The following is a 26,214-nucleotide window of genomic DNA, read 5'->3' on the forward strand; positions in this document are numbered from 1 at the left end:
TTACAATGCCTGTATGATGTCCCCGGCTGTCAGCGAACGGGGATGCGAATGATCGTGAGCCGCGCGGTCGCCTGCTTCTCCGTGAAGCCAGACGGCGCATACCGCTGCTGCTTCCGGTTCGTAGCCCTGCGCGACAAGTGACGCTGTCATGCCGGCGAGCACATCACCGGTTCCACCGGTCGCCATGCCCGGGTTGCCGGTCGTATTGATCACGGCCGTGCCGTCCGGCGCCGCCGTTACCGTCGCCGCTCCTTTTAATACGATCGTAGCGTGGCGATCTCGGGCCAGGCGCTTTGCAGCTTCCACGCGGTCTGCCTGCACGCTCTTGATCGAATACCCGGTGAGCCGCGCCATTTCACCCGGATGCGGCGTGAGAATCACAGGACGGTTCCGCTTCGGAAACTGTTCTCCGCTTCCCTCTGCGAGCATGTTCAGCGCATCAGCATCGACGACAAGCGGACAGTCTGCTTCCTTCCAGATCTGCTCAAGCCATGCGGTATCCCCGTCCCAGCGCCCGAGTCCTGGACCGATGGCCAGCACCGCTTTTCCTTCTGCCTGACTAATGACGTCGCCTGCTGTGACCCTCGTCCAGTCTCCTGTCCCGTCGTCTGCAAGCGGCGCATACATGAGCTCGGGCTGCTTCCCAGCTGCAATCGGCAGCAGGGCATCCGGCATCGCCCATGTCGTCAGTCCGGCGCCCATCCGCAGGCACGCGGCTGCCGTCAGCAGGCCGGCTCCGTTCATCCGACGTGTACCAGCTGCAATCAATGCATGCCCGTAGCTGCCTTTGTTCGCCTCCGCATCCCGCGCCGGGTAAAGACTGTTTCGGCCATACAGGTCTTCAATTGCCGCTTTTGTTCCGATGAACGTGCGCACGTCATGGCGCGCAGCCTCGTCTTCCGGGAGCCCAATCGAACAGACGCTTACCTTTCCGGCGCAGCCTTTTCCCGGATACTGCTCCAGCCCCCGCTTCGTGTATGCAAGGGCAGCTGTCTGCGCGGCTTCGATACAAGGGGTGCCAACGCTCCCGGTATCCGCATCCAGACCGCTCGGAATATCAAGCGCTGTAATCGGGAGACCCGAGCCGTTCGCTGCTTCAATCCAGGAAGCATACGGTTCTCTTGGGTCTCCGGAGGCCCCCGTGCCGAGCATGGCGTCAATGATGCCGTCATATGCCGGCCAGTTTACCGGCTCCTCTTCATCGAGAAAACGGATTGGATACGCGTCCGCTATCGTGCGCTGCGTCTGTCCGTCCCCGGTCAAGCCGCCTTCTCCTTCCGGATAGACGACATCCGCTTCATGTCCCGCTTCGGCTAGATGCCTCGCCATCACGACTCCGTCCCCGCCGTTGTTGCCTTTTCCGGCTATAATCAGCCACCGTTTTGGTGTTTCATCCTGCTTGATCAGCAGGCCGGCGGCGCTTCTGCCGGCGTTTTCCATCAGCACAAGCCCGGGAATTCTGATCGTATCAATCGCATACTGGTCGATACGGCGCATTTCTTCCCGTGTCACTGCATACATACTGCATTCCTCCCTTACGCTGTTCTGCTCTGCCTATTCCCGCTTCCGGCTTTTTCCATGCCGCCGATCGGCAAACAGCCCGCCAGCTGCCTGACGGGCCTTGCTTGGTTTCATTGCGGCGTCTTTTCCATCTCCGCCATGACCCAGCAGCTGTAATCCTCAAGGAGCTGCAGATCCTTGTCGGTAAACGTGTGCGGCCTGGCATCGACGACACAGAGTGTGCCGACAGCCTGACCTCCTTCTGTAAGCAGCGGAACCCCGGCATAAAACCGTACGCCATAGTTGACGACATTCGGGTGCAGGCAGTACGCTTCATCCTCTTTCGTATCCGGAATCACAAGCGGCTTTTTGTAATCAACGACGAAGGCGCAGAGCGTTTCTTCTTTGGGCGTCCCATGCTGAACTGCCGGATCCTCGTGAGGCACGCCTTCAATCGCTTTGACGTACTGCTTGTTTTCATCGATGAGGGAGATAAAGCTGATCGGCATGTGGAACGCGCGCTGGACGGCGCGCACAATCCGGTCATACTTTTCCTCAAAGCTGCTCGTGCTGACTTTCAGAGCCCGATAGGCCTCCAGCCGGGCCGTTTCTGCTTCCGCTGTTCCCGGAACCGGTTCCGGGGGCTTGTGCAGACGTTCGCGGCTTTGATGGACTGCCACAGCAAGCTCTGCTGCCGGGACGGGGCGTGATAAGTAGTAGCCCTGCATTTCACCGCATCCCAGGCGCTCCAGCGTGCGCAGCTGAATCTCGGTTTCCACGCCTTCGGCTGTCACATCCAGATGAAGCCGCTCAGCCAGAGACAGGATAAACATCACGATGTCATAGCCGCGCCGGTCCATCTGCTCGTCGATTTCCTGAACGAATGACTGATCGATTTTTATGCCGTCGAGATCAAGCTCCTTTAAATAGTTGAGCGAGGAATAGCTGACGCCGAAGTCATCGATCACCACACGAAATCCGAGCTCGCGAAGATAACGGACAATTTTACGGCCGTGCTCCGCATCGTCGACCAGCGTCTGTTCGGTCATCTCCAGCTCGAACCGTTCGGGAGGCTGCCCGCATCGTTCGATCACGTCAATGACAGAGCGAAGCATCGCTGGACGGTTAAACAGCTTCGTAGAGATATTGACAGCCGTACGGCCTTCAGCAAACAGCTCTGGATACGTATGCATATCACGGCAGACGCGCTCCAGAACAAAGCTCGTTACTTCTTCAATAAGCGAGCTTTTTTCCGCCACGGGTATAAAGATCGAGGGCGGCACGGTGCCAAGCTTGGGGGAATGCCAGCGGGCCAGCGCTTCAAACTGCATCTTGCCTGCAGCCGGCTGCAGCTTCGGCTGGTAGTAGACTTCGAGATCCCCGTTTCGTACTGCGCGAATCAGCTCCACTTCCACATACAGCTCGTCCAGCAGTTTTTCTGTTGCCGCATTTCCTCCGTAGAAACGGATCTCCCCAGGTCCGGCCTGTTTCGCATCCATCATCGCGGTACAGGCATTGGCAATCATCATGCTCGCATTTTCAGACATGGAAGCAGCGCCGATGCATGCGGAAAGCGAGATTTCGATCCCGTCCACTTCATATGTATGGGACTCAATCACCTGCAGCACATCATTTGCTGCCGCTTCGGCCGCTTCCTGATTGGACGGCGCAAGAACAGCGATAAACTCATCTCCATCAACCCGCCCAAACACCGTTCCTTCCGGCAGAACCCGGCCGATGCCGGCAGCAAGCTTCTGGAGCATCTCGTTGCCTTCTTCGATACCGAGCAGCTCATTTAACAGCCGGAAGCGGTCCAAGTTTATGTACAGGACGACGACTTCTCCGCGCTCCAGACGTTCCATCCGCTGATGCAGCTCTCCCTTTACCCGGATTAAGTTCGGAAGCTTCGTCAAGTAATCAATGTTCTCCATGGAGGACAACAGCTCCGTATGAGACCGCTCGGACAAATCACTTGTCATGCTCAGTACAAAACAGACGTTACCCGACTCATCCTCAATCGGCATCAGAATGGAGGTAGCATACGAAGCCACATCTGTTACCTTATTCATTTTGTCGGAATAAAACACCGGCTCCTTCTGTTCCCGCGCCCGGTCATACTGATCCTGTAGCGGCCCGGCTACTTCAGGCGGATAGATGCCTCTGATCGTCTGTCCCCGATAATTGTCCGGAAGGGAGCCAAGCGTGATGCCATCCGGCGTCACCGCTTCATAGACATAATCAGCTCCCTCCACTTTCATTAGAAACACCATTCGGTACAGCCTGCTGAAAAATTGAAATAAGTAGTGTGGATCTGCGTGCACCAGCATGCGTTTTTCATCCTCTCTGGAACCTCTCTTGCTTTTATCGGCTATTCCGCGCTTTTCTTCATCTCCGGCGGTTCATGCTTCACGTACGTTCCCGCGATAAAATCGTGTACCGCGCGCCGGTCTTTACGCACGAGTACCATAATCACACTCGCAAGCAGCGCAATGCCGAGCGTCAAAGCGTACACAATCCCGGCTCCGAAGACGCGCATCAGCATCGTACCAATCCCGACCTTTTTCCCATCTATTCTCGCAATTCGGATGCCAAACGCATATTTCCCGACGGAATAGCCGTACCATAATGCCGGTACCACCACTGCATAAACCGCCTGTAAAATGTTCTGGATCAGATCACCCGCCGTGAATTCCTGATAGACGATATAGCTGATCATGACCCAGACCACGGTAATCAGCAAGCCGTCAACGATATTGGCTCCGAGCCTCGACAAAAATCCTGCTGGTCTCGAAACTGTCACAGTACCATCTCCTTCTGCTGCTTCTTTACCCTGATCCTCCGCCGTTCAAGCTCATTTCCATTCGCTCGCCGGCCGGAAGCGGAGCGCAGACCAATCCTCGTCGATAGCAATTTGCCGGACTGCTTTAAACTCCTTTTTCTCCATACTGCTCCAGCCTTGATCGCGGCTGATCTCTGTGCTGTATTTTTTGGAGGATTTCTTCGGATACATCACCCAGAAGATGCCGCCCTCTGCCAGCCTTTCTTCTGCAAGCAAGGCTGCTTCGGCAATCTCTTCTTCAGTTCTCACAAAGCTCAAGATCACCTCATAGGCTTGCTTTTCCGGCATGTCATCCAGCGTATCTGCCGGGGTCTCTTTCAGCACTTCGCGAAACGCCTCCGGTGCGTTAATGACGAGCCAGCTTTTCCGTTCTTTTACCTGCAGTTTCTTCCATACGTCCCTCATCTTCTTCCTCCTTCTCTTCGCGCGCCGCCCGCCTGGCTTCCTTCCGCTGCAGGCGCGGCAGCTCCATGTAGTATAAAATTTTCGTCGCAAAGGCGACGATCAGACCGACTCCTGTCAGGATGTACAGAATCGTAAAGATCTTTCCAAAGTCGGTCTGCGGGGTGAAGTCTCCATAGCCGACGGTCGCGAGCGTGATCACACTGAAATAAAGTGCATTGAGTATCGACAGGCCTTCTACATTGCTGTAAAACATCGTGCCGGAAATCAACATCGCCACTGTAAGCGACAGCAGCACCTGAAACTCCGGTTCCTTCAGCCCTAGCACAGTAGCCTTTACCATACGCCGCAGCGTCACTAAAAATGCAATCATTTCCGGCACCTCCCCCGTTTCTCGTCATAAGCTTCGCCGCCAGAGAGTAAAACTCCTTTCTTTCCCGGCGGCGATAAAAAACCGCACCCATTTGTATGGATGCGGTCTGCTGCAGCTTATGTGATTTTTTCCAACTTCCAGAGAAAGCTCTGAAAGTCGCTTGTGATCATCGGGATATCAAGCCCGGTATACATGAGCTCATCCCCGCCGAACGTCTGATCCAGATCAACGACACGGTAGTCGGCATCCGGGTCCAGCCCGTCCAGGCGGACACGGATGAAAGGCGCATTGGCGTCTGCGAGCCGGTGCATGTAAAGAAATACCGCTTCCGATTTATCCGCATTGGTCCGGAGCACAGCGTAGCTTTCTCCTTCATACGGACTCTCAAGCCGGTAGAGCTCCCCGAACTGCATCAGCGGGCGCAGCTCTTTGTAGCGGGCCGTCTGGCGGCTCACTTCTGCTTTTTCCTCCGCGGTGAATGTCGTCGGATCGAGCTCATAGCCGAGGTTCATGTCCATCGCCATATGCCCGCGCGTCTGAAGCGGCGTGATGCGCCCGACCTGATGATTCGGCACGGCAGAAACGTGAGAACCCATCGCAGATGGCGGATAGACGAGACTTGTTCCGTAATGAATGCGCGTGCGGCTCACTGCGTCCGTATTGTCACTCGTCCACGCCTGCGGCATGTAGTAGAGCATGCCCGGGTCAAAGCGTCCGCCGCCGCCCGCACAGCTTTCAAACAGAATCTCCGGAAACCGGGTCGTGATCGTCTCCATCACCTCGTACACCCCGAGCATATAGCGGTGCGCGGTTTCCTTTTGCCGGTGAGCCGGAAGCAGCCTGGAGGAAGCCTCGGTCATGTTGCGGTTCATGTCCCATTTGACGTAACTGACCGGACTCTCCTCCAGCACTGTCGTCAGCTTATCGATGATATAGTTGCGGACGTCCGGATTCCCGTAGTCCAGTACGAGCTGGTTGCGTGATTCGGAGCGGCGCCGTCCAGGCACGTGCAGGCACCAGTCCGGGTGGCTGCGGTACAGCTCGCTGTCAGCCGACACCATCTCCGGCTCCATCCACAGTCCGAAACGAAGTCCTTTCGACGTGATCTTTTCTGCAGCTCCTTTTAAGCCGTTCGGCAGCTTTTTCGTATCCGGATACCAGTCCCCGAGCGACGTCGTATCATCATTTCGCCTGCCGAACCAGCCGTCATCAAGTACGAACAGCTCAATTCCGGCATCCGCCGCCTCATCTGCGATCGCCAGGAGCTTCTGTTCGTCGAAATCAAAGTACGTCGCTTCCCAGTTGTTGATCAGAATCGGCCGCTCTTTTCCTTTCCAGCTGCCGCGGATCAGCCGCTCGTTGTAAAGACGGTGGTACGTGCGCGACATTGGTCCAAGGCCGGCACTCGAGTAGACCATGACGACTTCCGGGGTTTGAAAAGAGCTTCCCGGTGTGACCTCCCAGGAGAAATCGAGCGTTCCAAGCCCGAGCTGAACACGGCTGGTGGAAAACTGATCAACCTCTACTGCCCCGCGCCAGCTGCCGCTGTATACAAAGCTGAAGCCGTAGACGTCTCCTTGTGTTTCCGTCGTATCCGGAGAAACGAGCGCAAAAAACGGATTGAGCTGATGGCTGCTGGCCCCGCGGCGGCTTTCCAGCACGGTGCTGCCGTGCCGGATCGGGCCTCTCTCCACGTCACGCTCCCGGTTATGAGCTCCGTAAAGGGAGAGCAGCTCCCAGTCCCCCGAACGGAAATCGACATTGGCCGACGTCAGCTTTTCCACGGTAAACGCTTCGTCGCCTTCGTTAACAACCCGCACCGATCGTGTCAGCGCGTCATAATCGGGAAAAACGACGTAATCGAGGTAAAGACTCACCTGCTTTAGCTCATCATACAGCTGAATCGTGAGCGTTTCCGCTTCTGCCTCCTGCTCGGTATACACGTGCGGCAGCCCCTCCAGCGTGCGGCGTCCCTGCTTTACCTCATAGCCTTTGTAGCGGAACTCCGAGACCGACGCCCCGTCTTCCCAGCGGAAGTGAAAGGCCGGATCGCGGAAATCTGTGCTCCCGTAGGACGGATACTCAAGCGGTGCCGTATCCAGTGAAAACGTGCGGTCATTCTTATCCGTATTTCCTGAAAAGCCGCGGTCCGCATAGCGCACCGGTGCACTTTCATTCCAGCGGCGTACCGCCCTGCCCCAATACAGGTGGGCGAGCCAGCCGCCGTTAACGACTCCCATCACGTAGCTTGTTGAGGGTGTTTTTAAGTGAAAGCGAAGAGCAGCCTCATCAACGAGAATCGCTGATTGTTGATCATGTGCAGTAAATGTCATTATGATTTAATCGCTCCTTGTGTAACCCCGCTGATGATCCATCGCTGCAAGAAAATGTACAGCAGCAGCATTGGCAGTAATGCCATAAGGTAGGAAGAAAAGGCAAGGTTATAGTTTGTTCCGAATTGAGATTGAAATACATACTGTACAAGCGGCAGCGTATGATCTGCCCGGTCCCCAAGAATAACGAGTGGAAGTAGAAAGTCGTTCCAAGCCCATAAGGCTGTTAATATTGCGACAGTAGCGTTGATCGGAGCCAAAATCGGGAAAATAATACGCCAGAATACTCCCCATCGGGAACAGCCATCCACGATAGCGGCCTCTTCCAGCTCTTTCGGGATCGTTTTAATATAGCCAGTATACAGGAAAACATTAAATGCCAAACCATAAACGATATAAAGAAGTACAAGACCGTTTAAATTCATGAGCCCAATTGCGCTCATTTGATTGACGATCGGCAGCATGATAATTGGAAATGGCACAAACATCGCGCTCACAAAATAATAAAACAGAACTCTGTACGTTTTCTTATGCATGTTTCGGGCGATGGCATAAGCTACCAGCGAGTTCGACAGTACCGTAAGAACTACAGTGAGTAAGGTAACATACAGACTGTTCCCAAGCGCATTGAAAAAGTTTGTCATTTCAATAGCTCGCAAGAAGTTATCCACGTTAAAAGACGACGGGAGAGCCAAAATAGACTGGGCTGTTTCCTGCGGTGTCTTAAATGCATTGACAATCGTAATGTATAAAGGAAACAGGATAAAGATCGTGCCGAAAATTAACAGAATGGTGACAGGCCAGTTATAGCGCTTTGATTCCATTACATCTGCACCTCCCGCTTCTGCAGAATACGAATTTGAAAGATGGACACTGTCACAATAATAATGAAATAAATAACCGCGTTAGCCGATTGCAGGGCAAACTGACCGCCGGCAAAACCATCTTGATAGATAAGCAGAGAGATCGACTGCGTCGCTCTTCCCGGTCCGCCGCCTGTCATCGCGACAATATGGTCAAATACCATCAGAAAGTTTTTCATCGCTAACACCATGTTGATCGTAAAAAAAGGGGCAATAAGCGGAAAGGTGATTTTCCAGAACTCCTGCCATTTGTTTGCACCGTCCAGACTAGACGCTTCGTACAAATCCTGCGAAATCGTGGAAAGTCCGGCCAGGTAGAGAATAGTATTAAATGCAGCAGCCTGCCACACTGCTACAATGACAATGGCAATCCAGGCATAGTCACGGCTCCCGAGAATGCTTGTTGTAAGAGCAGTGATCCCCAGACTGTCTGCAATTCCCGGAATATATACAGCAAAGATAAAATTAAAAATGAACCCGACGATCAGGATGCTGAGAATGTTCGGCATGAAGTAAACCGCTCGCAGCGTCTTATGAAACTTTATCTTTGCATTTAATCCAAGCGCGATAATCAAGCTGATAATGTTGACAAGAACAGTAGAAACGATGGCAAACTGAAACGTAAAGAAATACGCATTGTATGCTCTGCTGTCGTTAAAGATGCTGATGTAATTTTGAAAGCCGACAAAATTCCAGTCACCAAAGCCGCGATAATCGGTAAAGCTGTAAAAGATCCCCTGGAGGACCGGCAGCGTATGAAAGCTGAAAAATAAAATCAGCGCCGGAAGGATCATGACAGCATAGGCGGATGGCTTGCGCATCGTCAATCTGCCGGAAGAAGAGAGGGAAGATCCTCCTCCTCTTCGCTTAGTTGTCTGATAGTCGTTCATATTCTGCATCCAATTCTGACAGGAGGTCCTCCAGCGTGCCATCCAGCAAGTAATCCTGGAACATCACATCTATTTCAAAGCCTTGCGGATAATAATGGTCAGCAAACGAGGTAATCTGCTCGTTGTCAAAGTAGCTTTGCAGTTCCTGAAGAGCTGCGTCCTGCTGTTCTGCTCCCTCCACAGCGGAGAACATACGCTGGCCATCTAAATAAATCTCAATATTTTCCGGATCGAGCAGAAAATCAACAAACTGCTGAGCTTCCTCAGGATGTTCAGTATCTTCTCCAATCATCAGTGCCACATCTACCCCGGATACAACATCATTGCTTCCTTCCTCGTTAGCAGCCGGCAGCCCGAAGACTCCGAGCTCCATATCCGGATTGGCTTCAAGAATTTCACCGATAGCCCAGATCCCCTGCATGTACATAACAGATTCCCCGTTGGCAAATGCGGTGTTGCCTATGTTGTAATCATGGCCAAATACATCGTTATCCGTGTATTGAAGCAGTTCTTCCAGCTTTTCTGCAACTTCTCCGTACTCTTCGCTGAAGGACGTTTCTCCTGTTTCCAGCCTTTCAAAAAATGCTTCTCCGTGTATATTGGAAGCCAGCGCGTTCAGCGGAGGTAAAATGGTCCAGGATTCCCCGTAAGTAGAATAAAACGGCGTTTCTCCCGCAGACTCAATCTCTTCTGCCAGTGCAATAAATTCGTCCCACGTTTCCGGAACCTCAAGCCCTAGCTCCTCAAACTTTTCCTTATTATAAATGACTCCATTTGCATTAACCGTATGCGGCAGAGCATAAAGCTCATCAGTACCTGTAAGTCGCTTCAGCATATCTTCGTATTCATCCAATATTCCCTCTGTATTCGCATCACCGGTCATATCCTTAAACATTCCTGAGTCGCCAATGTCTCCGAACGTTGCACCTCCATTAATCGTTAACACATCGGGAATATCATTTTGCGTAAGGCGTGAAAGCAGCACTGTATCGGCATCCGGTACGTTATTTTGTTCAATCGTGATACCTGGATTCTCTTCTTCAAACTTGGCAATCAGCTGGTCAAACTCCCCGACAGCCTCACCTTTAAATTGGAAAAACTCTAGCTCGACTGTATCGCCGCTTCCGTCGGCATTGCCTCCGCAGGCTGCCAGCATCGTCATGACCCCTGCCAAACTGCTTACCCACACTGCTTTTTTCATGATACATCCTCCCCTTCGGTATGTTTTTTGCGCCAACCGCACGAATCACGAATCACCATTTCTGTCGGAACAATAACTTGCAGCGGAACGTCCCGCCCCTCGATCCGATTTCGAAGCAGGTGCGCTGCCGTTCTTCCCATTTGTGTACTATGCAGCTTCGTTGTTGTAAGCGGCGGTGTGACATAGCTTGCGTACTCAATATCGTCTACACTGACAATCGCGGTATGCTGCGGAACTTTCAACCCTTTCTCATGAAGCGCCCGGATCGCTCCCAGCGCCATTGGATCACTGGCAATAAAAAATGCTTCTGGAAGATTTTCCTGCCGGAGTGCTTCACGCATCAACTGGTAGCCCGCGTATGAGTTCCAGTCGCCTATTTCATCGTTTCCTAAATAAACCAGACCTTCTTCATAAAGCTGCCTGTCTTTCATGTAGCGGATATAATGCGCAAGCCTTTGGTCCACTGCCTGCTTCTCGCTCCCATCTGTGCGCTGGGTGAATTCTCTTCCGCCAATAAACCCGATTCGCCGGTGACCGAGTGAAAGAAGGTGATTCAACACATTTTCTGAGGCTTGCGCAAGGTCAGACGTCACAGAATCAAATCTGGCTTTGTCGGGATTCTGATCAACAAACACAATATTTTTACCGGGATACAAGGAAGCGATATCATCTGCCACCGATTTTCCGATGACAATAATTCCATCCAGCTCATGCAACTTCTCCTCACCCGTTCTTCTCCGCAGTCTCACCGTCTGGACAATGCGCATGTCCAGCTCGTAGGCCTGCTCTTCAATCCCGTCGATAATCTCTTTAAAATACGGATCCTCTTTGTCATCCTCTGTGTTATTCCAGGTAAGAATGCCGATTTTCCAAGTCCGGATTGTTTTCTTAACGTACTGCTTTCGACTACGCTGTCGGAGAGGTTTGTAGTCCAGCTTTTTCGCTACCTCCAGTACCCGCTGCCTTGTTTCATCCAGTACTACAATCGATTGATCATTATTTAATATACGAGAAACGGTGGCAATCGAAACATGTGCTTCTTTTGCTACTTCTTTTATTGTCGCCAAGTAAAAAACACCTCCTCTTTCACTAAAATTTCATTTGCGATATATGTAGATTAGCACCGTGTATTCGCTTCCAAAAGTGCAATTTCGGTAAAACATCGGTAAAATAATTGTTTTTTACGAAAATACCCGCTTTATTTTACTTATTATTTTACCGATAAAAATTCTATTTTACTGATCTTTTCCAAAATAGCCGCTTCGTTTGTCTGTACAATTGTCGCTTTTTGGATAGCTGCACGATAATTCAGTCGATCTTCCCCTCTACAGTAGCTCTGAACCAGGACACGCCCTTTTTTGAATTCCCGAAAAAAGCTTCCGGCCTGCGCCGAAAGCCAAGTACACCTGTGCTCCTGCCTCATTCGATACCGTCATTTTCAAAACGGGAGCATGACGCCCCGGCTTTGACTTACATAGGCTGACTTTTCCACGGGGCTTCTGCGTGCAGCAGCGTTTTAAAGTCCTGCTCCGGATCGAAGGCAAGCCGGCGCAGATGTGCTTCGACGCGGCGCTTCAAAATCGGAGCCATAATGCAGTGGCTGAATTCGTAGCCCCGGCACCGGCTTTTATAGCGCACTTCTTTTTTCGTCGGCTTTGCACTTTCCCAAATTTTCATATCTGCTCCGCGCAGCTCTTTCCGCAGTTCGTTCAAGAAGGCTCCATTGCGGCTTTCCAGCTTAAAAAACCAGTCTTCGTAGACATCGGCAAACTTCATTTTAGATGTCCGCACGTACTCACGGTCGTGCTCCAGCGCCCGTTTTGCCCAGACGCTGTCGACATAGCGGAAAAATAAAATTTTTTCATAATCGTCCATGAGTGCTTTCATCGCAGCTCACCCTCGCACATGAGAATATATGTTCCCATTACCATAGCACGATTGTTTGAAGCCTGACAAGACGGGCGTTCGATGTTTCACAGTGACAGACAGCTGCTGAATCCGCTCGTGCTAACTACTCCAGCTTTTTTTAGATTTATTTTTCGGACGGACAATTGACTTTTTCAAACGTGCATACTATGATAAAGCTATTGTGAAACTGATAATCATTCTCAAATAAACAGACAGCAGAAAGGACTGACGTGCTCATGCCCTCCATGCATGCGGAACATATACGGGTCGGCTACGGCGACAAGCCGATCATCAACGATCTGACGGTGTCGATTCCAGCCGGCAAGGTAACGACGATCATCGGACCGAACGGCTGTGGAAAATCAACGTTCCTGAAAACGTGTACGCGCCTTCTCGCAGCGTCCTCCGGCTCGGTGTATCTGGACGGAGCAGCGGTGTCAAAAATTCCGACGAAGGAGCTCGCCCGCAGCATGGCGATCCTGCCGCAGACGCAGAACAGCGCGGCTGGCCTCACCGTTTATGAACTCGTTTCCTACGGCCGCTTTCCATATCAGCGCGGCTTCGGACGCCTGAGCCGGGAAGACCGCCGCATGATTGACGAAGCGATGGAGATGACGGGAACCAGTGCCTTTGCAGACAAGCCGGTCGACGGATTGTCCGGCGGGCAGCGGCAGCGGGTCTGGATCGCAATGGCGCTCGCCCAGAATACGGAGCTCATTTTTCTTGATGAACCGACGACGTATCTGGACATGGCGCATCAGCTGGAAGTCCTCGAACTGCTGCAGCGCCTGAACCGGCTTGAAAACCGTACGATCGTCATGGTGCTGCATGACCTGAATCAGGCTGCACGTTTTTCGGATTACTTAATTGCGATGAAAGACGGCGATGTCCGCTCACACGGGAGCGCTCAGGACATTATGCAGCCGCACGTGCTGCGCGACGTCTTTTCCATTGAAGCCGTCATCGGAAAAGATCCCGTAACAGGAACGCCGATGTGCATGAGCTACCAGCTCGCCTGCCCGCAGGAACAGCACCTCCTTCACCCTTCTGTAAATGGATAACCGTACGTAAACCTTTTAAAACGGGCCTCTGCCCGTTTTTTTCTTTTGAAAAAATGAGAGGCTTTCCCGCTCTACAGGCTGCATCATAGAGGCCGACAGCGGCGGACACGTACCTCAATCACGTACCACCGTAAACATTACACAAACCCGCCTGCAAACAACAATGCCTTCCCCCGTTGAGACGCGCTGATCGTATGTGGCTGCTTGAAGCGGCCTGCAGCAAAAAACAGCTCCGGCCTGATACGGCTGCAGCTGCTTCTCTTGCTTTATTCCTCTGGTTTGAAGGTTCGTTTGCCAAGCTCCTGATCGAGCAGCTCAAACGCCTGGCTGTCTTGATCCATGCGCTTCAGCCGGTGGATGAGCGTATCAAACGCCGCCTCTTCTTCCACCTGTTCTTCAATAAACCAGTTCAGGAAAGTCATCGTCGCATGTTCGCGCTCATCCAGCGCCAGATCAGCTAGCTTGTAAATGCGCTTCGTCACTTCTTTTTCATGCTCAAGTGATTTGGTGAACGTTTCTTCCACAGAAGCAAACGTATTGTCCGGATCGGGCATGCCGGTGAGCTCTGCTCGGCCGCCGATGTCGTTAATAAACTGGTAAAACTTCATCGCATGGAACCGTTCCTCTTCTGCCTGTGCCAGGTAAAACTGCGCAAAACCGTCCAGGCTTTCACCAGAGCAGTAAGCCGCAGTAGCGGTATAAACGTGAGCGGAGTAAAATTCGTAGTTCATCTGTTCGTTCAAAGCGTCCACAAGTGTTGTGCTGATCATGTTACATCGCGCTCCTCTCAATTAAATGATCCGGCAGCCAGCCGGCGTGCAGGACGGCTGCCGGAATTTCCCCGGAAAGACGCCCGGCCCGGTCGAGCCACTGCTTTGAAAATGTGTATTCCCGTTCTTTTAAAATCATGCCGATTCCCTGATTCGCACTGTAGAGCTGCATGCGACCAAGCGCACGAAGCGCCTCGTCCCGGTAGCGAGGTTTCGTCAGCACAAGCACATGCATCGGCACCTGCTCGTACAGCTCCAGCATCCGGTTGTGCCAGCGGTCTTCACGCTCGTACATGCCGCGTATGATTTCTTTGACAAGCGGACACTTCTGAGGTCCGTGAAACAGAAGCAGACGCGTCTCGGCACGTGCTTCCGGACTCATTTCCACGGAGGCTTTCTTCCAGCTGACCGACACTGCGGACGGCTCGACAGCCCGGTCCTTAAAGCAGCGCATAATCCGCCGCTCCATCATCATTTTTTCCATCATGGCGCGCATCGCCTGCATTTCTTCGGCTGTCAGCATGGCAGCCACCTCCCTTTACAGATGCCTTTTAAAGCGACGAAAAATCGGTCGTAAGCTCTTCCGGCGGAGTTGGTTCTTTCCGTTTCGGCTTGTTTTTTTCCTCATAATAGCCAAGGTGCAGAAAGCCGGCGATCCGTTCACCAGCCTTTACGCCAAGCATGCCACGGACGTCCGGCTCGTAAATGTGCGGATTCGTTTTCCACACGGTTCCGAGCTGCCGTTCTGCAGCAAGCAGCTGAAAATTTTGAATCATCGAGCCAATCGCGCCCATGTTTTCATCCTGCTGTTTCTGGCGCGGATCTTCTTTCATTATTACAATTAAATAGGCAGCAGGCTCCATAAACAACTTGCGGCGGTTTTCATGCTCTCGTTTTGCATAGTGCCCGAGCAGCCCTTCAACAAATGCTTCCTTTTCTTCTGCACTCACATACACGAAGCGCCACGGCTCCCGCAGCCCGTGGTTCGGGGCCCATACGGCATCCCGAAGCAGATCCATCACCAGCGTTTTTTCTACCGGTTCATCGGTGTATCCGGTTTTAATAGAACGCCGCTCCCGTATCGCTTTTTGCAGCGGCGTAATCGTAGATAAATCAGTCATGTCTATCCCTCTTTCTATTGCCAGTCTTTCCCTTTATTGTATCAGACGGGCACCCCCGTTAACATCTTAAGCGGCACCGCCGATAAATGATAACCATTCTCAATGGTGTCGAAAAAAAAGAGAGGGGGGAATACTTTTTTTCGGAAGCGAGAAAGTGAGAATGATTATCAATTAACGGTGCTCTTTTATCATAGTGCAGCTTTTCAAAACCGTCAAGCCTTATCTGCAGAAATTTTCTAAAAAAATAACGTGTCCGGCAGCTGAAGCCTGCGAAGATGACGTTCCCGCGCTTAGCTTCTCTCCGGACGGGGAAGGTACCGGAGTAGACACTGTGAAGGAGCTGATTGGATGAACACGCAAGAACTCTATGCCATGATCAACGAAGCATCTGAACACCTGGAGCTGCATGACGATTTTCAGCAGCTGCTCCGCATTCCGGAGAGGCAGCTCGCCTTTTCGGTTCCTTATGAATCCGATGAAGGAAACATGCGCGTGGTGGAGGGTTTCCGTACACTGCACTCCTCCCTGCTGGGTCCCGGTAAAGGCGGCATCCGGCTCCACCCGGAAACAAACATCGACGAAACGTCGCTGCTCGCCTCCTGGATGACGATGAAAAATGCCTTAATGCACCTGCCCTTCGGCGGCGCAAAAGGCGGAATTGCTGCAGATCCAAAACAACTGTCTGATAACGAACGCGAGCGCGTAATCCGCTCCTACATCCGCAAGCTGTCCCCTTACATCGGCCGCGACCAGGACATTCCCGCTCCGGACGTCAACATCGGCCAGCAGGAAATCGGCTGGATGCTGGATGAATACGAAAAACATCTGCATGATCCATATAATGCCGTCTTCACCGGGAAAGATCCGGTTATCGGAGGCATCCCGGGCCGGGTGGAAGCCACGGCAGCCGGCATCGTTCATACGATTCGCTGCCGGCTCAAGGAACAGGACCGCAGCCTGAATAATTTGAAAGTCGCCATCCAGGGAGCCGGAAACGTCGGATCGTTCTGCGCCCGCATTCTCGCTGATAAAGGAGCGATCATTACGGCGATGTCAGACTCCTCTTCCACTGTCTTTGATGAGAATGGACTAAACGTGGAGAAAGTATTGAAGGAAAAAACCGACACGGGCAGCCTTGGCGGAGACCATGAGTCAGCGGCCGTATTTGAAGTGCCGTGCGACGTGCTGATCCCGGCCGCCATGGGCGGCGCTATTGATGAGGAGACCGCCCGGCTGATCCAGGCAGACCTGATCGCAGAAGGCGCGAACGGTCCGGTAACAGCAGATGCAGACCGGGTGCTGGAAGAACGCGGCATTGAGGTACTCCCGGATATCCTGACCAATGCCGGCGGTGTCGTCGTTTCCTACCTGGAGTGGCGGATGAACGAGCGCAAGGAAGAATGGAGCAAGGCCGATGCGCTGAGTCAGCTGGAGCACTACATGCGCCAGGCCTTCAGCCGCACGAACCGGACCAAGCAGGATTCCGGCGTCTCCTACCGTCGTGCTGCCTATTACACGGCCTGCAGGCGTCTTGCTGATGTGATGCAGGCACGCGGGCTGATCAAGTAGCCTGTCCTGTCCAGATCGTCCACCGGTCGGCTTCTGTTACAGCCCCTTCCGAAAGCTTCGTCTGCAGAAAATCGAGAAACGCTTCCAGCTCGCTGTCTGTCAGTTCGTGTAAAATACTCCGTCCCGTTCGCTGGCGAAGATCATCCAGCAGCTGCTGCCTCGTTGCAAACTGTTTTCGCTTCTCCCATATAGAAAAAACTGTCACACCGGTAAAGCCGGCAGCTTTCATCTGCTCGAGGACGTCCATTTTATTCGGACGCCTCTTTTTTTCGACCTCGGCAAGGTGCGGAAAATAATCAAGCAGCCAACCCCGGATGTGCACGTGGCTTCCGGGAAGCAGACAGTCTGAAACGGTCCGGTCCTGTATGATCAGCCGCCCTTTCGCACACAGCACCCGTGCTGCCTCTTTCAGAAAAGCGGCTGTATCCGACAGATGATGGATCAGTGCCCGGGCAACCACCAGATCCTGGCCGCACCGGGCGAGACCGGTTCGTTCCGCGGTCCCCTGCTGAAATGAGAGCCGTCTCTCGTGCTGATGACGTTCTTTTGCATCGCGCAGGCTTACTTCCGAAAAATCAATGCCGACTGCTCTATCAGCCCCAAGTTTCAGCAGCTCGTTCGTATAGATCCCCCCGCCGCAGCCAATGTCTGCGGCATGCTTGATATCTTCTCCTGCTGTCAGCTCCTGCATCGTTTTTACCCAGTCAGCGTCGGCGTCCCTGCTGTTATAGCTCCCTTTTAACCGTTCATCATGAAAATGGATGCTCATGTGTTCTCACCTCCCTTCTATTATATCCTTTTTATGGGAAAAATGAAGCCGCGCTTCTTTTAGATGATTTTGACAACTTACTCCCTTTTCCTGTATGATGACGACAAACTTGATAACGTAATGAACAACAGGTGATCTGCTTCGCCAGATCTTAAAAGGGAATCCGGTGCAACTCCGGAACGGTCCCGCCACTGTAAAAGGTTAGCAGCCGCTGTGCCACTGGATTTTTTCCGGGAAGGTGCGGCTGTGTTCATCCTTGAGTCAGGAGACCTGCCTGTCGTTCTTTACCATCAGCCCTACGGGTCATAGGGAGGTGGAAACAGGCTTGTTCAGCTTTGCCGCAAAACACGTGCGGCCAAAGCTTCGTTCGTGCTGGAAAGACACCTGTTTTGTCCTGCTGCCGTGCCGGAAGGGTTTCCCCCTTTTCGGCACGGCTTTTTGTTTGTGTCGGCGTCATACATCTGAAGGAGGAATAAGCATGAAAACATCTGTACAAGGCTATCCGCGCATCGGTGAAAACCGGGAGTGGAAACGCGCACTTGAAGCGTACTGGAAAGAAGAAATAACCGCAGCAGAGCTGCAGGAACGGATGAAAGCCATCCGGCTGGAAAGGCTCACCCGTTTAGCAGCAAGCGGACTCGATCTGGTGCCGACAGGCGACTTTTCGTATTACGACCATATGCTGGATACGGCATTTATGTTTAATCTGGTACCGGAGCGTTTCGCTTCCTTGTCCGGAAATGAGCTCGATCAGTATTTCGCAGCCGCACGCGGGACGCGCGAGGCGCCTGCGATGGAAATGACGAAATGGTTTGATACGAACTATCACTATATTGTGCCTGAGCTGGAAGACAGCTGGGTGCCTGACGTTACGCGAAACTATCCGCTTGAACAGTATCGGGAGGCGGAAGCCGCGGGCATAAAGACAAAGCCGGTGCTCGTCGGACCCTATACGTTTATGACGCTTGCGAAAGGACTGGAAGCGGAGCACCGCGACAGCTGCATGTCTGTCCTGCTTTCGCTGTATGCAAAAGTGATTGGCGAACTGCACGAGGCAGGCGCTCCACTCATTCAGCTTGATGAGCCTGCTCTCGTCACGTCCCTGACCCATGAAGAAGCCGGGCAGGCCGCTAAGTGGCTCCAGCAGCTGCTTGACTTGGTCCCGAAGGCACCGCTGCAGCTGCAGACGTATTTTGAATCGCTGACGCACTGGGATTTATTCGCCACTCTTCCGTTTCACGCCTTCGGACTCGATCTGATGTATGACGACGGCGATACGCTCCAGCAGCTGCGGCAGCATCCGCCTCACCAGAATGCGGCGCTCGCCATCGGCGTGATTGATGGCCGTAACGTCTGGAAAAGCGACCTCCACGAAGCACAGAAGCTCGTTCGACGCGTTGAAGTGCTCTGTCCGGAAAACCCATTAATCCTGCAGACAAGCTGCAGCCTCCTGCACGTACCGGTTTCCCTTAAGCAGGAGGAACGCTTCGTCGAGGACTTGAAGCAGGGCATGGCTTTCGCTGACGAAAAGCTGCAGGAGCTCCAGCTGCTGAAGCAGGTCTGCACGGGCTCTCCGGAGAACACGCTGGACGGTCATCAGGCGTCTCTTTCCCGGTTCCGAAAACGCTATCCGGCAGCAGGAGACAGCAGCAGTGAAAAGCTCGCGATGAGAGAGCCTGTTTTCTCACGCCGCGCTGAGCTGCAGCAGGCCCGTTGGCAGCTCCCGCTTCTGCCGACGACAACGATCGGCAGCCTCCCTCAGACGACCGATATGCGAAAAGCAAGAACCGCCTATCGGCGCGGAGAACTTTCCGCTAAACGCTACCGTGCAATGGTGGAAGAAAAAATGCAGCGCTGGATTAAGCTTCAGGAAGATATCGGGCTCGATGTCCTCGTGCACGGTGAATTTGAACGCAACGACATGGTAGAATTTTTCGGGGAAAAGCTGGACGGTATGGCCGTCACACAAAACGGCTGGGTCCAGTCGTACGGCTCCCGCTGCGTCAAGCCGCCGCTCATTTACGGGACTGTTTCTGCTCCAGGTTCGATGACCGTCTCTGAAACCGCCTATGCTCAATCTCTGACGGATCGCCCGGTAAAAGGCATGCTCACCGGGCCCGTAACTATTTTAAAGTGGTCATTTGAACGGAGCGATGTGCCTAAATCGGTGACGGCCTATCAGCTTGCGGAAGCGTTGCAGCAAGAAGTTGAAGCCCTTGAAGAAGCAGGCATTGGTATGATCCAGATAGATGAACCGGCTCTTCGGGAAGGCTTTCCACTGAAACGGGAGAAACGCGCCCATTACCTGGACTGGGCTGTCAACTCGTTTCGCGCAGCGTCCGCTGTTGCGCAGCCGGAAACCCAGATCCATACGCACATGTGCTACAGCGACTTTCACGATATGATTGATGCAATCAGTGCCATGGACGCCGACGTCATTTCCATTGAAACATCGAGAAGCCACGGCGGCCTGATTCAGGCGTTCGAGGACAGCACGTACGACAAGGGCATCGGACTCGGCGTTTATGATATTCACAGCCCACGTATTCCCCCGGTTCGAGAAATGACCGACATGATCGAGCGCTGCCTGAGCGTCCTGCCTGCCTCCCAGTTTTGGGTGAATCCGGACTGCGGCTTGAAAACCCGTAATGAGACCGAAGTCGAAGCTGCCCTTCGCAACATGCAGCAGGCAGCAGAAACCGTCCGGGAAACTCTCACAAGTCGGACCAGCGGCGTGTAAGTGGGAGACGATTGCGGACGGGGGCTTCTTTGATTAGTGGCAGCGTTTGACAAGTTGCGGGTGCAGAATGAAAACTTTCATAGGCGAAATGAAAACTTTTTCGCTATGTCGAACGCATGGTAATAACAATAATAAGTTGACGCGCGAGCTTGATAAGTTTGAGTCGCCGAATGAAAAGATTCGAGCATTGTTCGATAAATTACGGCCGGCAAATGAAAGGTTTGAGCCCAGCCAAAACTTATGCATGCCCTGACCGTTTAGCCTTTGCTCCGCCTTGCCCTCGCCAAAACGAAGAAAGCTCCCAGGATCTCACATCCGGGAGCTTTCTTTTCATTATAATTGGATCCTAATAAACAAATGCGCGGTAGGCGCCGACAAGTCCGTTTCCAAAGTGGTTGGAGTTGCCAAGCGGCTGTGCGGAGTTGTTCAGCACGCTTCGTACCTGCTGGGCAGAGTAGTTTGGACGGTAGTGCATCAGCAGGGCTGCAACACCGGCTACGTGCGGAGCTGCCATCGACGTTCCGTTGAGGCTGCGGTAGCCGTTGTTTGGATACGTGCTCTGAATGCTGACGCCAGGTGCTGCGATTTCAACAGCCGGACCTGTGCTGGAGAAAGACGCACGGTTGTTGTTTGCATCAACAGCGCCGACCGCCATGACAGAATCATATTTAGCCGGGTAACCGACAGAGTCGCCTGTGCCGGATGCATTGCCGCTGTTACCTGCCGCAGCGATGAGCAGCAGTCCCTGATTGTAGGCATAGTCCGAGTATGCGCGCAGAATAGAGGAATCTGTCGGACCGCCGAGAGACATATTCACAATGTCCATATTGTTCAAAATGGACCACTCAATGCCTTGCGCGATTCCGGCATTGGAGCCGCTTCCGTTCTGGTCAAGAACTTTGACCGCGTAGAGTCGTGCCTGAGGTGCTACGCCGAGAACACCGACGCTGTTATTCAGTGCTGCCACTGTACCAGCTACGTGCGTGCCGTGGCCGTCGTTATCAATGTAAGGATTGCTGTCGGGCCAGCTTGAGAATACGGAATGACCGCCGTACACGTTCAAATCCTGATGGTTTGCATCAATACCAGTATCGAGAATCGCCACGCGAACTCCCTGTCCAAAATAGCCAAAACGGTGTACGTCCGGAGCTTGTACTTGGGATACGCCATAAGGAACGGTCTGCATTGCCTGCACTTCTGCATCTTCTTCTACATATTCTACATGCGGATGGTTAGATAGTCCTTTTGCTTGTCCTTCTGTTAAGGAAAGCTGATAAACCGGCAGCAGTTCAAATTCATAGAGAACATCTTCATCCTCTACACCGAATGCATTCAGCAGTCCTTTTTCAGCATTGCCGGAAAACATCACCAGATAGTCTTCTTTGTCCTGCTCCCCTGCTGACACAGCGGAAGCAAACAGTCCCCCCGTGATCATCATTAAAGCAGCAAACAACCAGATAAAACGCTTCATCCAAACACTCCTTATGCAGTTTTTTTCACCGCGGCGGTGAGCGGCCGTCATTTCACATAATTTTCCGAAAAGTCGGCTCCTCTTTATATTATTCGCCACTCGAAAAAAGACAAGCTTGTTTGTAAGTATTTGTAAAGATGACGTATGACGCAGCTAAGAAAGCACCTGCACACATCCAATAAATGGATGTTAAATCTTAGGCTTTAAAGCGGTGCTGCACATCCGCTTCACACCGCAAAAAAAGCCGCAGGCAGCCCTCCTACGGCTTCACGATGATACTCCGGTTTTCAGAAAATGACGCAGCTTTTCTTGGTCTTCGGCGATTTTCTCCTGCAGGCTGCGGTTGTAAAAGATGGCAGCCGGGTGAAAGGTCGGAAACAGCAGGTAATCGCGATCCGACCAGACAAACGCACCGTCTTGAAGGCGGCGTACCGGCGATCGGATAAACCGGCCGTGGCAGTCGCCTACTTTATAGTCCGTTCCTGCCAGCCGTCGCAGGCCAATGTTGCCGAGTGTCACAATCACTGGAGCCTGAACGTGGCTGAGCTCATAATCGAGAATCGGTGCATGAGCTGTTATTTCTTTTTGGGTCGGTGGACGATTGTACTTTCGCTCAGTCACCGTTCCATCCCGATTGTTCCGCTTCCCCCAGCGGTAAGGCCGGCTGCGGACCGCACTGGTGATATATACTTCTTCACGTGAAAGTCCGAGGCCTTCCAGAAAGGCCATCAGCTCTTTGCCTGCTCGTCCGCTGAACGGAACACCGTTATGAATTTCCGTTTCGCCGGGTGCTTCCCCGACGAGCATCATCGCCGGCTTTACAGGTCCATTTCCATAGACGAAGCCTTCCAGCGGAAAGTCACGGCTGGCAGCAATCACTTCTTCAGCAAGCGATTTCGGTATTCGCATAAGGGCATCCCTCCTGCTCTGAGTATCCCCGCTTTTTGAGAAGTAAAAACAGTCCTGCAGACGTTTTCCTATGGTGACCCAACTTCCCTTTATGATTCGTTTTGCTAACAGGTCTTAGAAGATCATCTGACAGGATACATACTTTCATCCTGGTTCTTACATAGGTCTCAGGTACTTTTCGCCTGTCGAAATATATCTCGTTCTAGGAATTAAAACGTTTTTTTGATTATTCAGTCTAATGACTAACAATATTTGATAAGGTAAAAAGACGTTTTTCAACTGAAAATGGGGAGGAATACATAATGAGGAAAACAGCAGGACTGCTTTCTGTTCTATTGCTTGGCTCTATCTTTTTTGCCCAGCAGGATGAGGCCAGTGCCGATACAGAACTGCAGACGAACATCGATACCGTGTCACTGACCGAAGAGAGAACGGTGGAAGTCAGCGCTGATTTGGGCAGCGACGTTGACCTCGAAAACGTGGAATTTACGTTCGGCGGACGGGCGCTCGAGGAATGGCGTCAACATACGGGCGGCACATCGTATAATGGCAGCTCGTTTATCCAGGTGACAGAAGGGCCGTATCTGGATGAGGACGGACTCGTACGTGCTGAAATTGAGTTCGGGCTGCTTTACGGCACAGACAACCTGGCACCCCGTAACATCCGCACGCAGTATCAGCAGTTCATAAACGATTATGAACTGACGATGACCGACACACAGAGCGGCGCTTCCGCGGAAACGACGCTTCGTTACAACGTCTATGATGAGTTCTTGTTCTATGATGAGCTGAAGCCAGCCATTGATGATGTACTGAATCAGGCGTCAGATTCCGGCCGCTACGTACAGTATGAAAAGGTCGGAGAATCTGTAGAAGGCCGTGACATTCACTTTGCGGTTGTAGCGAGAGACGAAGCAGCGGTGGACCGCTATTTCGACGAAACCTTGCCGCAGGCGCTGAACGATCCGGCTGCGCTGAAGGACGCGATCGCATCCGGAGAAGCCGGCGATTACCAGGTTCCAGTCTGGTTCAATAATATTCATCCGGATGAAGTAGAGGGCGTCGATGCGCAGATTGAGCTGTTTCGCGATTTTGCGCTCGAAGAAGACATCACATTTATGAACACGGACGACACGGAAGAGTTCGAAGTGACAATGAATGTCGACGAAGTGCTTGATGACGTCATTATGCTGTATATGTTTACGAGCAACCCGGACGGCCGCGCCTATAACACCCGTGGCAATGCGGAAGGCTTTGACTTAAACCGGGACAACGCCTATCAGACACAGGTGGAAACACAAGCGGTCAATGAGCTCGTTTCCGAGTGGACTCCGCTTTCCTTTATTGATATTCACGGCTATGTTAACGGATTTTTAATTGAGCCGGCGACACCGCCTCACAATCCGAACTTTGAATATGACCTTTTAATCGACAACATGCTGGAGCAGGCGCATGCACTTGGGCGCGGCGGAATCAGCAATTCCAATCTCGACTCGTACTTCATCCCGAAGCTGGACTGGGAGGATGGCTGGGATGATATGACGCCTTCCTACACGGCGATGTACGGGATGCTGCACGGTGCCTACAGCCATACGGTAGAAGCGCCGACGCTGAGCCAGGATTCCTACCGGGCGATGGTCGGAAGCAGCCTTGGCGCTATCGATTACGTGCTGGAGAATAAGGATGAGCTCTATACCGATCAGCTCTCTATCTTTGAGCGCGGAGTGAACAATGAAGATGACCGCTCCGTTGATGAACATTTCGTAAACGCCGCCGGTGAATCGATCGGACGTGTACGTGATGGAAACGACAACTTTTTCCCGGATTACTACGTCATTCCGGCAGATGAAAGTGCCCAGAAAAATGTACTGGAAGCTTACAACATGGCCGACTACTTGATCCGTAACAGCATTGAGGTGGAACAGCTGACAGTGGATACCGAGATTGATGGCGTGACGTATTCGGAAGGCTCGTTTGTCGTACCGATGAATCAGGCAAAGCGCGGCCTTGCCAACGCCATGCTCTATGAAGGCGACAACGTATCGGACTGGAATGCGATGTACGATCCGATTGTGATTAACTTCCCGGCACTGCGCGGCTTTGATATGACGGAAGTCCGTGATGAAGGGGCACTGGACGGCCTGACGGAGCAGGTGGAAGAAGTAGCCGTACCAAACGGAAGCATCACCGGCAACCCGCCTCGTCAGATCCTGCACAACAATACGAATGACGCGGTGCGCATCGTGAACGAACTGCTTGCAGACGGAAAAACAGTTGAAATGTTTACAGACTCCCGCGGCAATGCTTCTGAAGGAGATTACCTTGTTGAAACAGCGGATCTGCGGGAATTTGCAGACGAGTATTATTTCAACACAGAACCTTACGGAAACGGCCGCAACGCCGGCATGATCGAGCTTTCCCAGCAGCAGGTAGCTGCAACGGGCTCTGACCAGCTTGACTTTTCACTCCGGCAGCTTGGCTTTAACCTGACGGATGCCGAAGATGCGGATGTTATCGTGAGTGATTCCGGCAGCTTCGATCCGGAGCTTGCAGCCGGGAAATCCTTTATCGGTATTGGCGTAAACGCCCTGAACTCCGTCCGCAGCAACGCCGGACTCCCAGGCTTCAACTTTGACTTCACGCAGGCCAACCACGAAGGCTTGTTTGAGGCAGAGCTTGCGGATCACCCGGTCAACGCAGGGTATGAATCAGAAGAGCTGATGTATACGACGACAGGAAGCTGGATTACCGATGTGCCGGAGGAAGCGGATGTGCTTGCTACCTTCGCTGATTCAGATGATTTCTATCAGGCTGGCTGGTGGCCTGGGAACGACCGTGCACAAGGGCAATATATGTCCTTCACTGCTGAAACGGACGAGACCTCCTTTACCCTGTTTGCCAATTCGCTTGCTTTCCGTGCTCATACGGAGCACAGCTACCGCATGCTTGCGAACAGCATTTATCAGTCAGGTACAACGGAATCCGAGCGATCGCATCCAGGCCGTGGCCAGACGGCTCAGGTTGAGGTGGAAGGAGCAGACGCAGCGATTCAGTCCAACAAACCTCAAGGTAATGTATCTGCTCAGGCGCTTGAACGGGCCGCTGAAGGCTCTGCCGTCTCCCGACTGGCCGCAGAAACACGTCTCGGTTCAGAAGGGGCTTCTGTCACATTTGATACAGCCGGCGTTCAGGCACTTGCCGACGCGAATCCGGATGCGGTGCTGGATGTAACCGCAGAAGGCGTGTCCCATGCAGTATCGGTGCAGGAGTTGCCGCTTGAAGAGTTGGACAGTGCCGGCACGATTACGATTGACCTGACGGTGGAAACAGAAACCATCAGCCAGCGTGAAGACGAAGACCGTACGGAGACAATCACAACGGTTACCGTCTCAGCTGATGACGAAACGCTTCTCACCTACCCAGTTCTTTCTTCAGACGAATAAACGACGAAGAGCGCCTTCCATTGCGGGAGGCGCTCTTTATTTGCGGAAGACG

20 protein-coding genes, 1 pseudogene and 1 riboswitch are annotated in these 26,214 nt (G+C 52.7%); of the genes and pseudogenes, 4 read left to right on the top strand and 17 right to left on the bottom strand.

The features are described 5' to 3' along the window. From ACSZLD_RS07500 to ACSZLD_RS07550, 11 genes and pseudogenes are all read right to left on the bottom strand, one after another. A complete protein-coding gene (locus ACSZLD_RS07500) occupies positions 1-1,521 on the bottom strand; it encodes an NAD(P)H-hydrate dehydratase (protein WP_444684783.1) in 1,521 nt (506 codons plus the stop codon). Positions 1,522-1,631: 110 nt separating this feature from the next. Next, on the bottom strand, positions 1,632-3,827 hold the full coding sequence (locus tag ACSZLD_RS07505; protein WP_444684784.1) for an EAL domain-containing protein: 2,196 nt from the start codon (positions 3,825-3,827) through the stop codon (positions 1,632-1,634). 41 nt (positions 3,828-3,868) lie between these two features. Then, positions 3,869-4,300 carry an RDD family protein gene (locus tag ACSZLD_RS07510; RefSeq protein ID WP_444684785.1) on the bottom strand — a complete coding sequence of 144 codons (432 nt, stop codon included), beginning with the start codon at positions 4,298-4,300 and terminating at the stop codon, positions 3,869-3,871. A 51-nt stretch (positions 4,301-4,351) separates the two neighbouring features. Beyond that, a complete protein-coding gene (locus ACSZLD_RS07515; protein ID WP_444684786.1) occupies positions 4,352-4,744 on the bottom strand; it encodes a DUF3052 family protein in 393 nt (130 codons plus the stop codon). Positions 4,745-4,793: 49 nt separating this feature from the next. Continuing rightward, a pseudogene (locus ACSZLD_RS07520) lies at positions 4,794-5,114 on the bottom strand (potassium channel family protein); the annotation flags it as partial. Between the two features lie 116 nt (positions 5,115-5,230). After that, the gene (locus ACSZLD_RS07525) at positions 5,231-7,447 is read right to left on the bottom strand and encodes an alpha-galactosidase (RefSeq protein ID WP_444684787.1); all 2,217 of its coding nucleotides are present in this window, start codon (positions 7,445-7,447) and stop codon (positions 5,231-5,233) included. After that, positions 7,447-8,271 carry a carbohydrate ABC transporter permease gene (locus ACSZLD_RS07530; RefSeq protein ID WP_377908646.1) on the bottom strand — a complete coding sequence of 275 codons (825 nt, stop codon included), beginning with the start codon at positions 8,269-8,271 and terminating at the stop codon, positions 7,447-7,449. The genes ACSZLD_RS07525 and ACSZLD_RS07530 overlap by 1 nt, the downstream gene beginning before the upstream one ends. Continuing rightward, positions 8,271-9,131: a carbohydrate ABC transporter permease gene (locus tag ACSZLD_RS07535; protein WP_377908857.1), complete on the bottom strand. Its 861-nt coding sequence runs from the start codon at positions 9,129-9,131 to the stop codon at positions 8,271-8,273. Before ACSZLD_RS07535 ends, ACSZLD_RS07530 begins: the two co-directional genes overlap by 1 nt. A gap of 46 nt (positions 9,132-9,177) precedes the next feature. After that, on the bottom strand, positions 9,178-10,401 hold the full coding sequence (locus ACSZLD_RS07540; protein WP_444684788.1) for an ABC transporter substrate-binding protein: 1,224 nt from the start codon (positions 10,399-10,401) through the stop codon (positions 9,178-9,180). Beyond that, the gene (locus tag ACSZLD_RS07545) at positions 10,398-11,468 is read right to left on the bottom strand and encodes a LacI family DNA-binding transcriptional regulator (protein WP_377908644.1); all 1,071 of its coding nucleotides are present in this window, start codon (positions 11,466-11,468) and stop codon (positions 10,398-10,400) included. Before ACSZLD_RS07545 ends, ACSZLD_RS07540 begins: the two co-directional genes overlap by 4 nt. Positions 11,469-11,871: 403 nt before the next feature. After that, positions 11,872-12,288, bottom strand: coding sequence for a YhjD family protein (locus tag ACSZLD_RS07550; RefSeq protein ID WP_444684789.1), 417 nt, complete (start codon positions 12,286-12,288; stop codon positions 11,872-11,874). Between the two features lie 257 nt (positions 12,289-12,545). Here ACSZLD_RS07550 and ACSZLD_RS07555 point away from each other — a divergent pair, with 257 nt between their 5' ends. After that, positions 12,546-13,370 carry an ABC transporter ATP-binding protein gene (locus tag ACSZLD_RS07555; protein ID WP_444684790.1) on the top strand — a complete coding sequence of 275 codons (825 nt, stop codon included), beginning with the start codon at positions 12,546-12,548 and terminating at the stop codon, positions 13,368-13,370. A gap of 266 nt (positions 13,371-13,636) precedes the next feature. Here ACSZLD_RS07555 and ACSZLD_RS07560 read toward each other — a convergent pair whose 3' ends face one another. Genes ACSZLD_RS07560 through ACSZLD_RS07570 form a run of 3 tightly spaced genes read right to left on the bottom strand, consistent with a single transcriptional unit; the run spans position 13,637 to position 15,261 of the window. Continuing rightward, complete coding sequence (locus tag ACSZLD_RS07560; RefSeq protein WP_377908641.1) at positions 13,637-14,140, bottom strand: ferritin; 504 nt, start codon at positions 14,138-14,140, stop codon at positions 13,637-13,639. A gap of 1 nt (position 14,141) precedes the next feature. Further along, a complete protein-coding gene (locus ACSZLD_RS07565; RefSeq protein WP_377908640.1) occupies positions 14,142-14,663 on the bottom strand; it encodes a hypothetical protein in 522 nt (173 codons plus the stop codon). A gap of 28 nt (positions 14,664-14,691) precedes the next feature. Next, a complete protein-coding gene (locus tag ACSZLD_RS07570) occupies positions 14,692-15,261 on the bottom strand; it encodes a nitroreductase family protein (RefSeq protein WP_377908639.1) in 570 nt (189 codons plus the stop codon). Positions 15,262-15,609: 348 nt separating this feature from the next. On the opposite strand from ACSZLD_RS07570, the gene ACSZLD_RS07575 reads away from it, so the two are divergent. After that, on the top strand, positions 15,610-16,830 hold the full coding sequence (locus ACSZLD_RS07575) for a Glu/Leu/Phe/Val family dehydrogenase (RefSeq protein WP_444684791.1): 1,221 nt from the start codon (positions 15,610-15,612) through the stop codon (positions 16,828-16,830). Here the strand turns inward: ACSZLD_RS07575 and ACSZLD_RS07580 are convergent. Then, the gene (locus tag ACSZLD_RS07580) at positions 16,823-17,599 is read right to left on the bottom strand and encodes a class I SAM-dependent methyltransferase (RefSeq protein ID WP_444684792.1); all 777 of its coding nucleotides are present in this window, start codon (positions 17,597-17,599) and stop codon (positions 16,823-16,825) included. The two genes, ACSZLD_RS07575 and ACSZLD_RS07580, sit on opposite strands and share 8 nt — an antisense overlap. Before the next feature lie 112 nt (positions 17,600-17,711). After that, a riboswitch (cobalamin riboswitch) is annotated at positions 17,712-17,891 on the top strand. A gap of 186 nt (positions 17,892-18,077) precedes the next feature. Here ACSZLD_RS07580 and metE point away from each other — a divergent pair. Continuing rightward, a complete protein-coding gene (metE, locus tag ACSZLD_RS07585; protein ID WP_444684793.1) occupies positions 18,078-20,339 on the top strand; it encodes a 5-methyltetrahydropteroyltriglutamate--homocysteine S-methyltransferase in 2,262 nt (753 codons plus the stop codon). 346 nt (positions 20,340-20,685) lie between these two features. Here metE and ACSZLD_RS07590 read toward each other — a convergent pair whose 3' ends face one another. Next, positions 20,686-21,810 (bottom strand): S8 family peptidase, encoded by a 1,125-nt coding sequence (locus ACSZLD_RS07590; protein ID WP_444684794.1) that lies wholly within the window; start codon positions 21,808-21,810, stop codon positions 20,686-20,688. A 267-nt stretch (positions 21,811-22,077) separates the two neighbouring features. After that, complete coding sequence (locus ACSZLD_RS07595) at positions 22,078-22,719, bottom strand: uracil-DNA glycosylase (protein WP_444684795.1); 642 nt, start codon at positions 22,717-22,719, stop codon at positions 22,078-22,080. Positions 22,720-23,021: 302 nt separating this feature from the next. Between ACSZLD_RS07595 and ACSZLD_RS07600 the strand changes: the two genes are divergently transcribed. After that, positions 23,022-26,162, top strand: coding sequence for a M14 family metallopeptidase (locus ACSZLD_RS07600; protein ID WP_444684796.1), 3,141 nt, complete (start codon positions 23,022-23,024; stop codon positions 26,160-26,162). The last annotated feature ends 52 nt before the right edge of the window (positions 26,163-26,214 follow it).

It is taken from the genome of Alkalicoccus luteus, assembly GCF_052061695.1.
Taxonomy (GTDB): Bacteria; Bacillota; Bacilli; order Bacillales; family Salisediminibacteriaceae; genus Alkalicoccus; species Alkalicoccus luteus.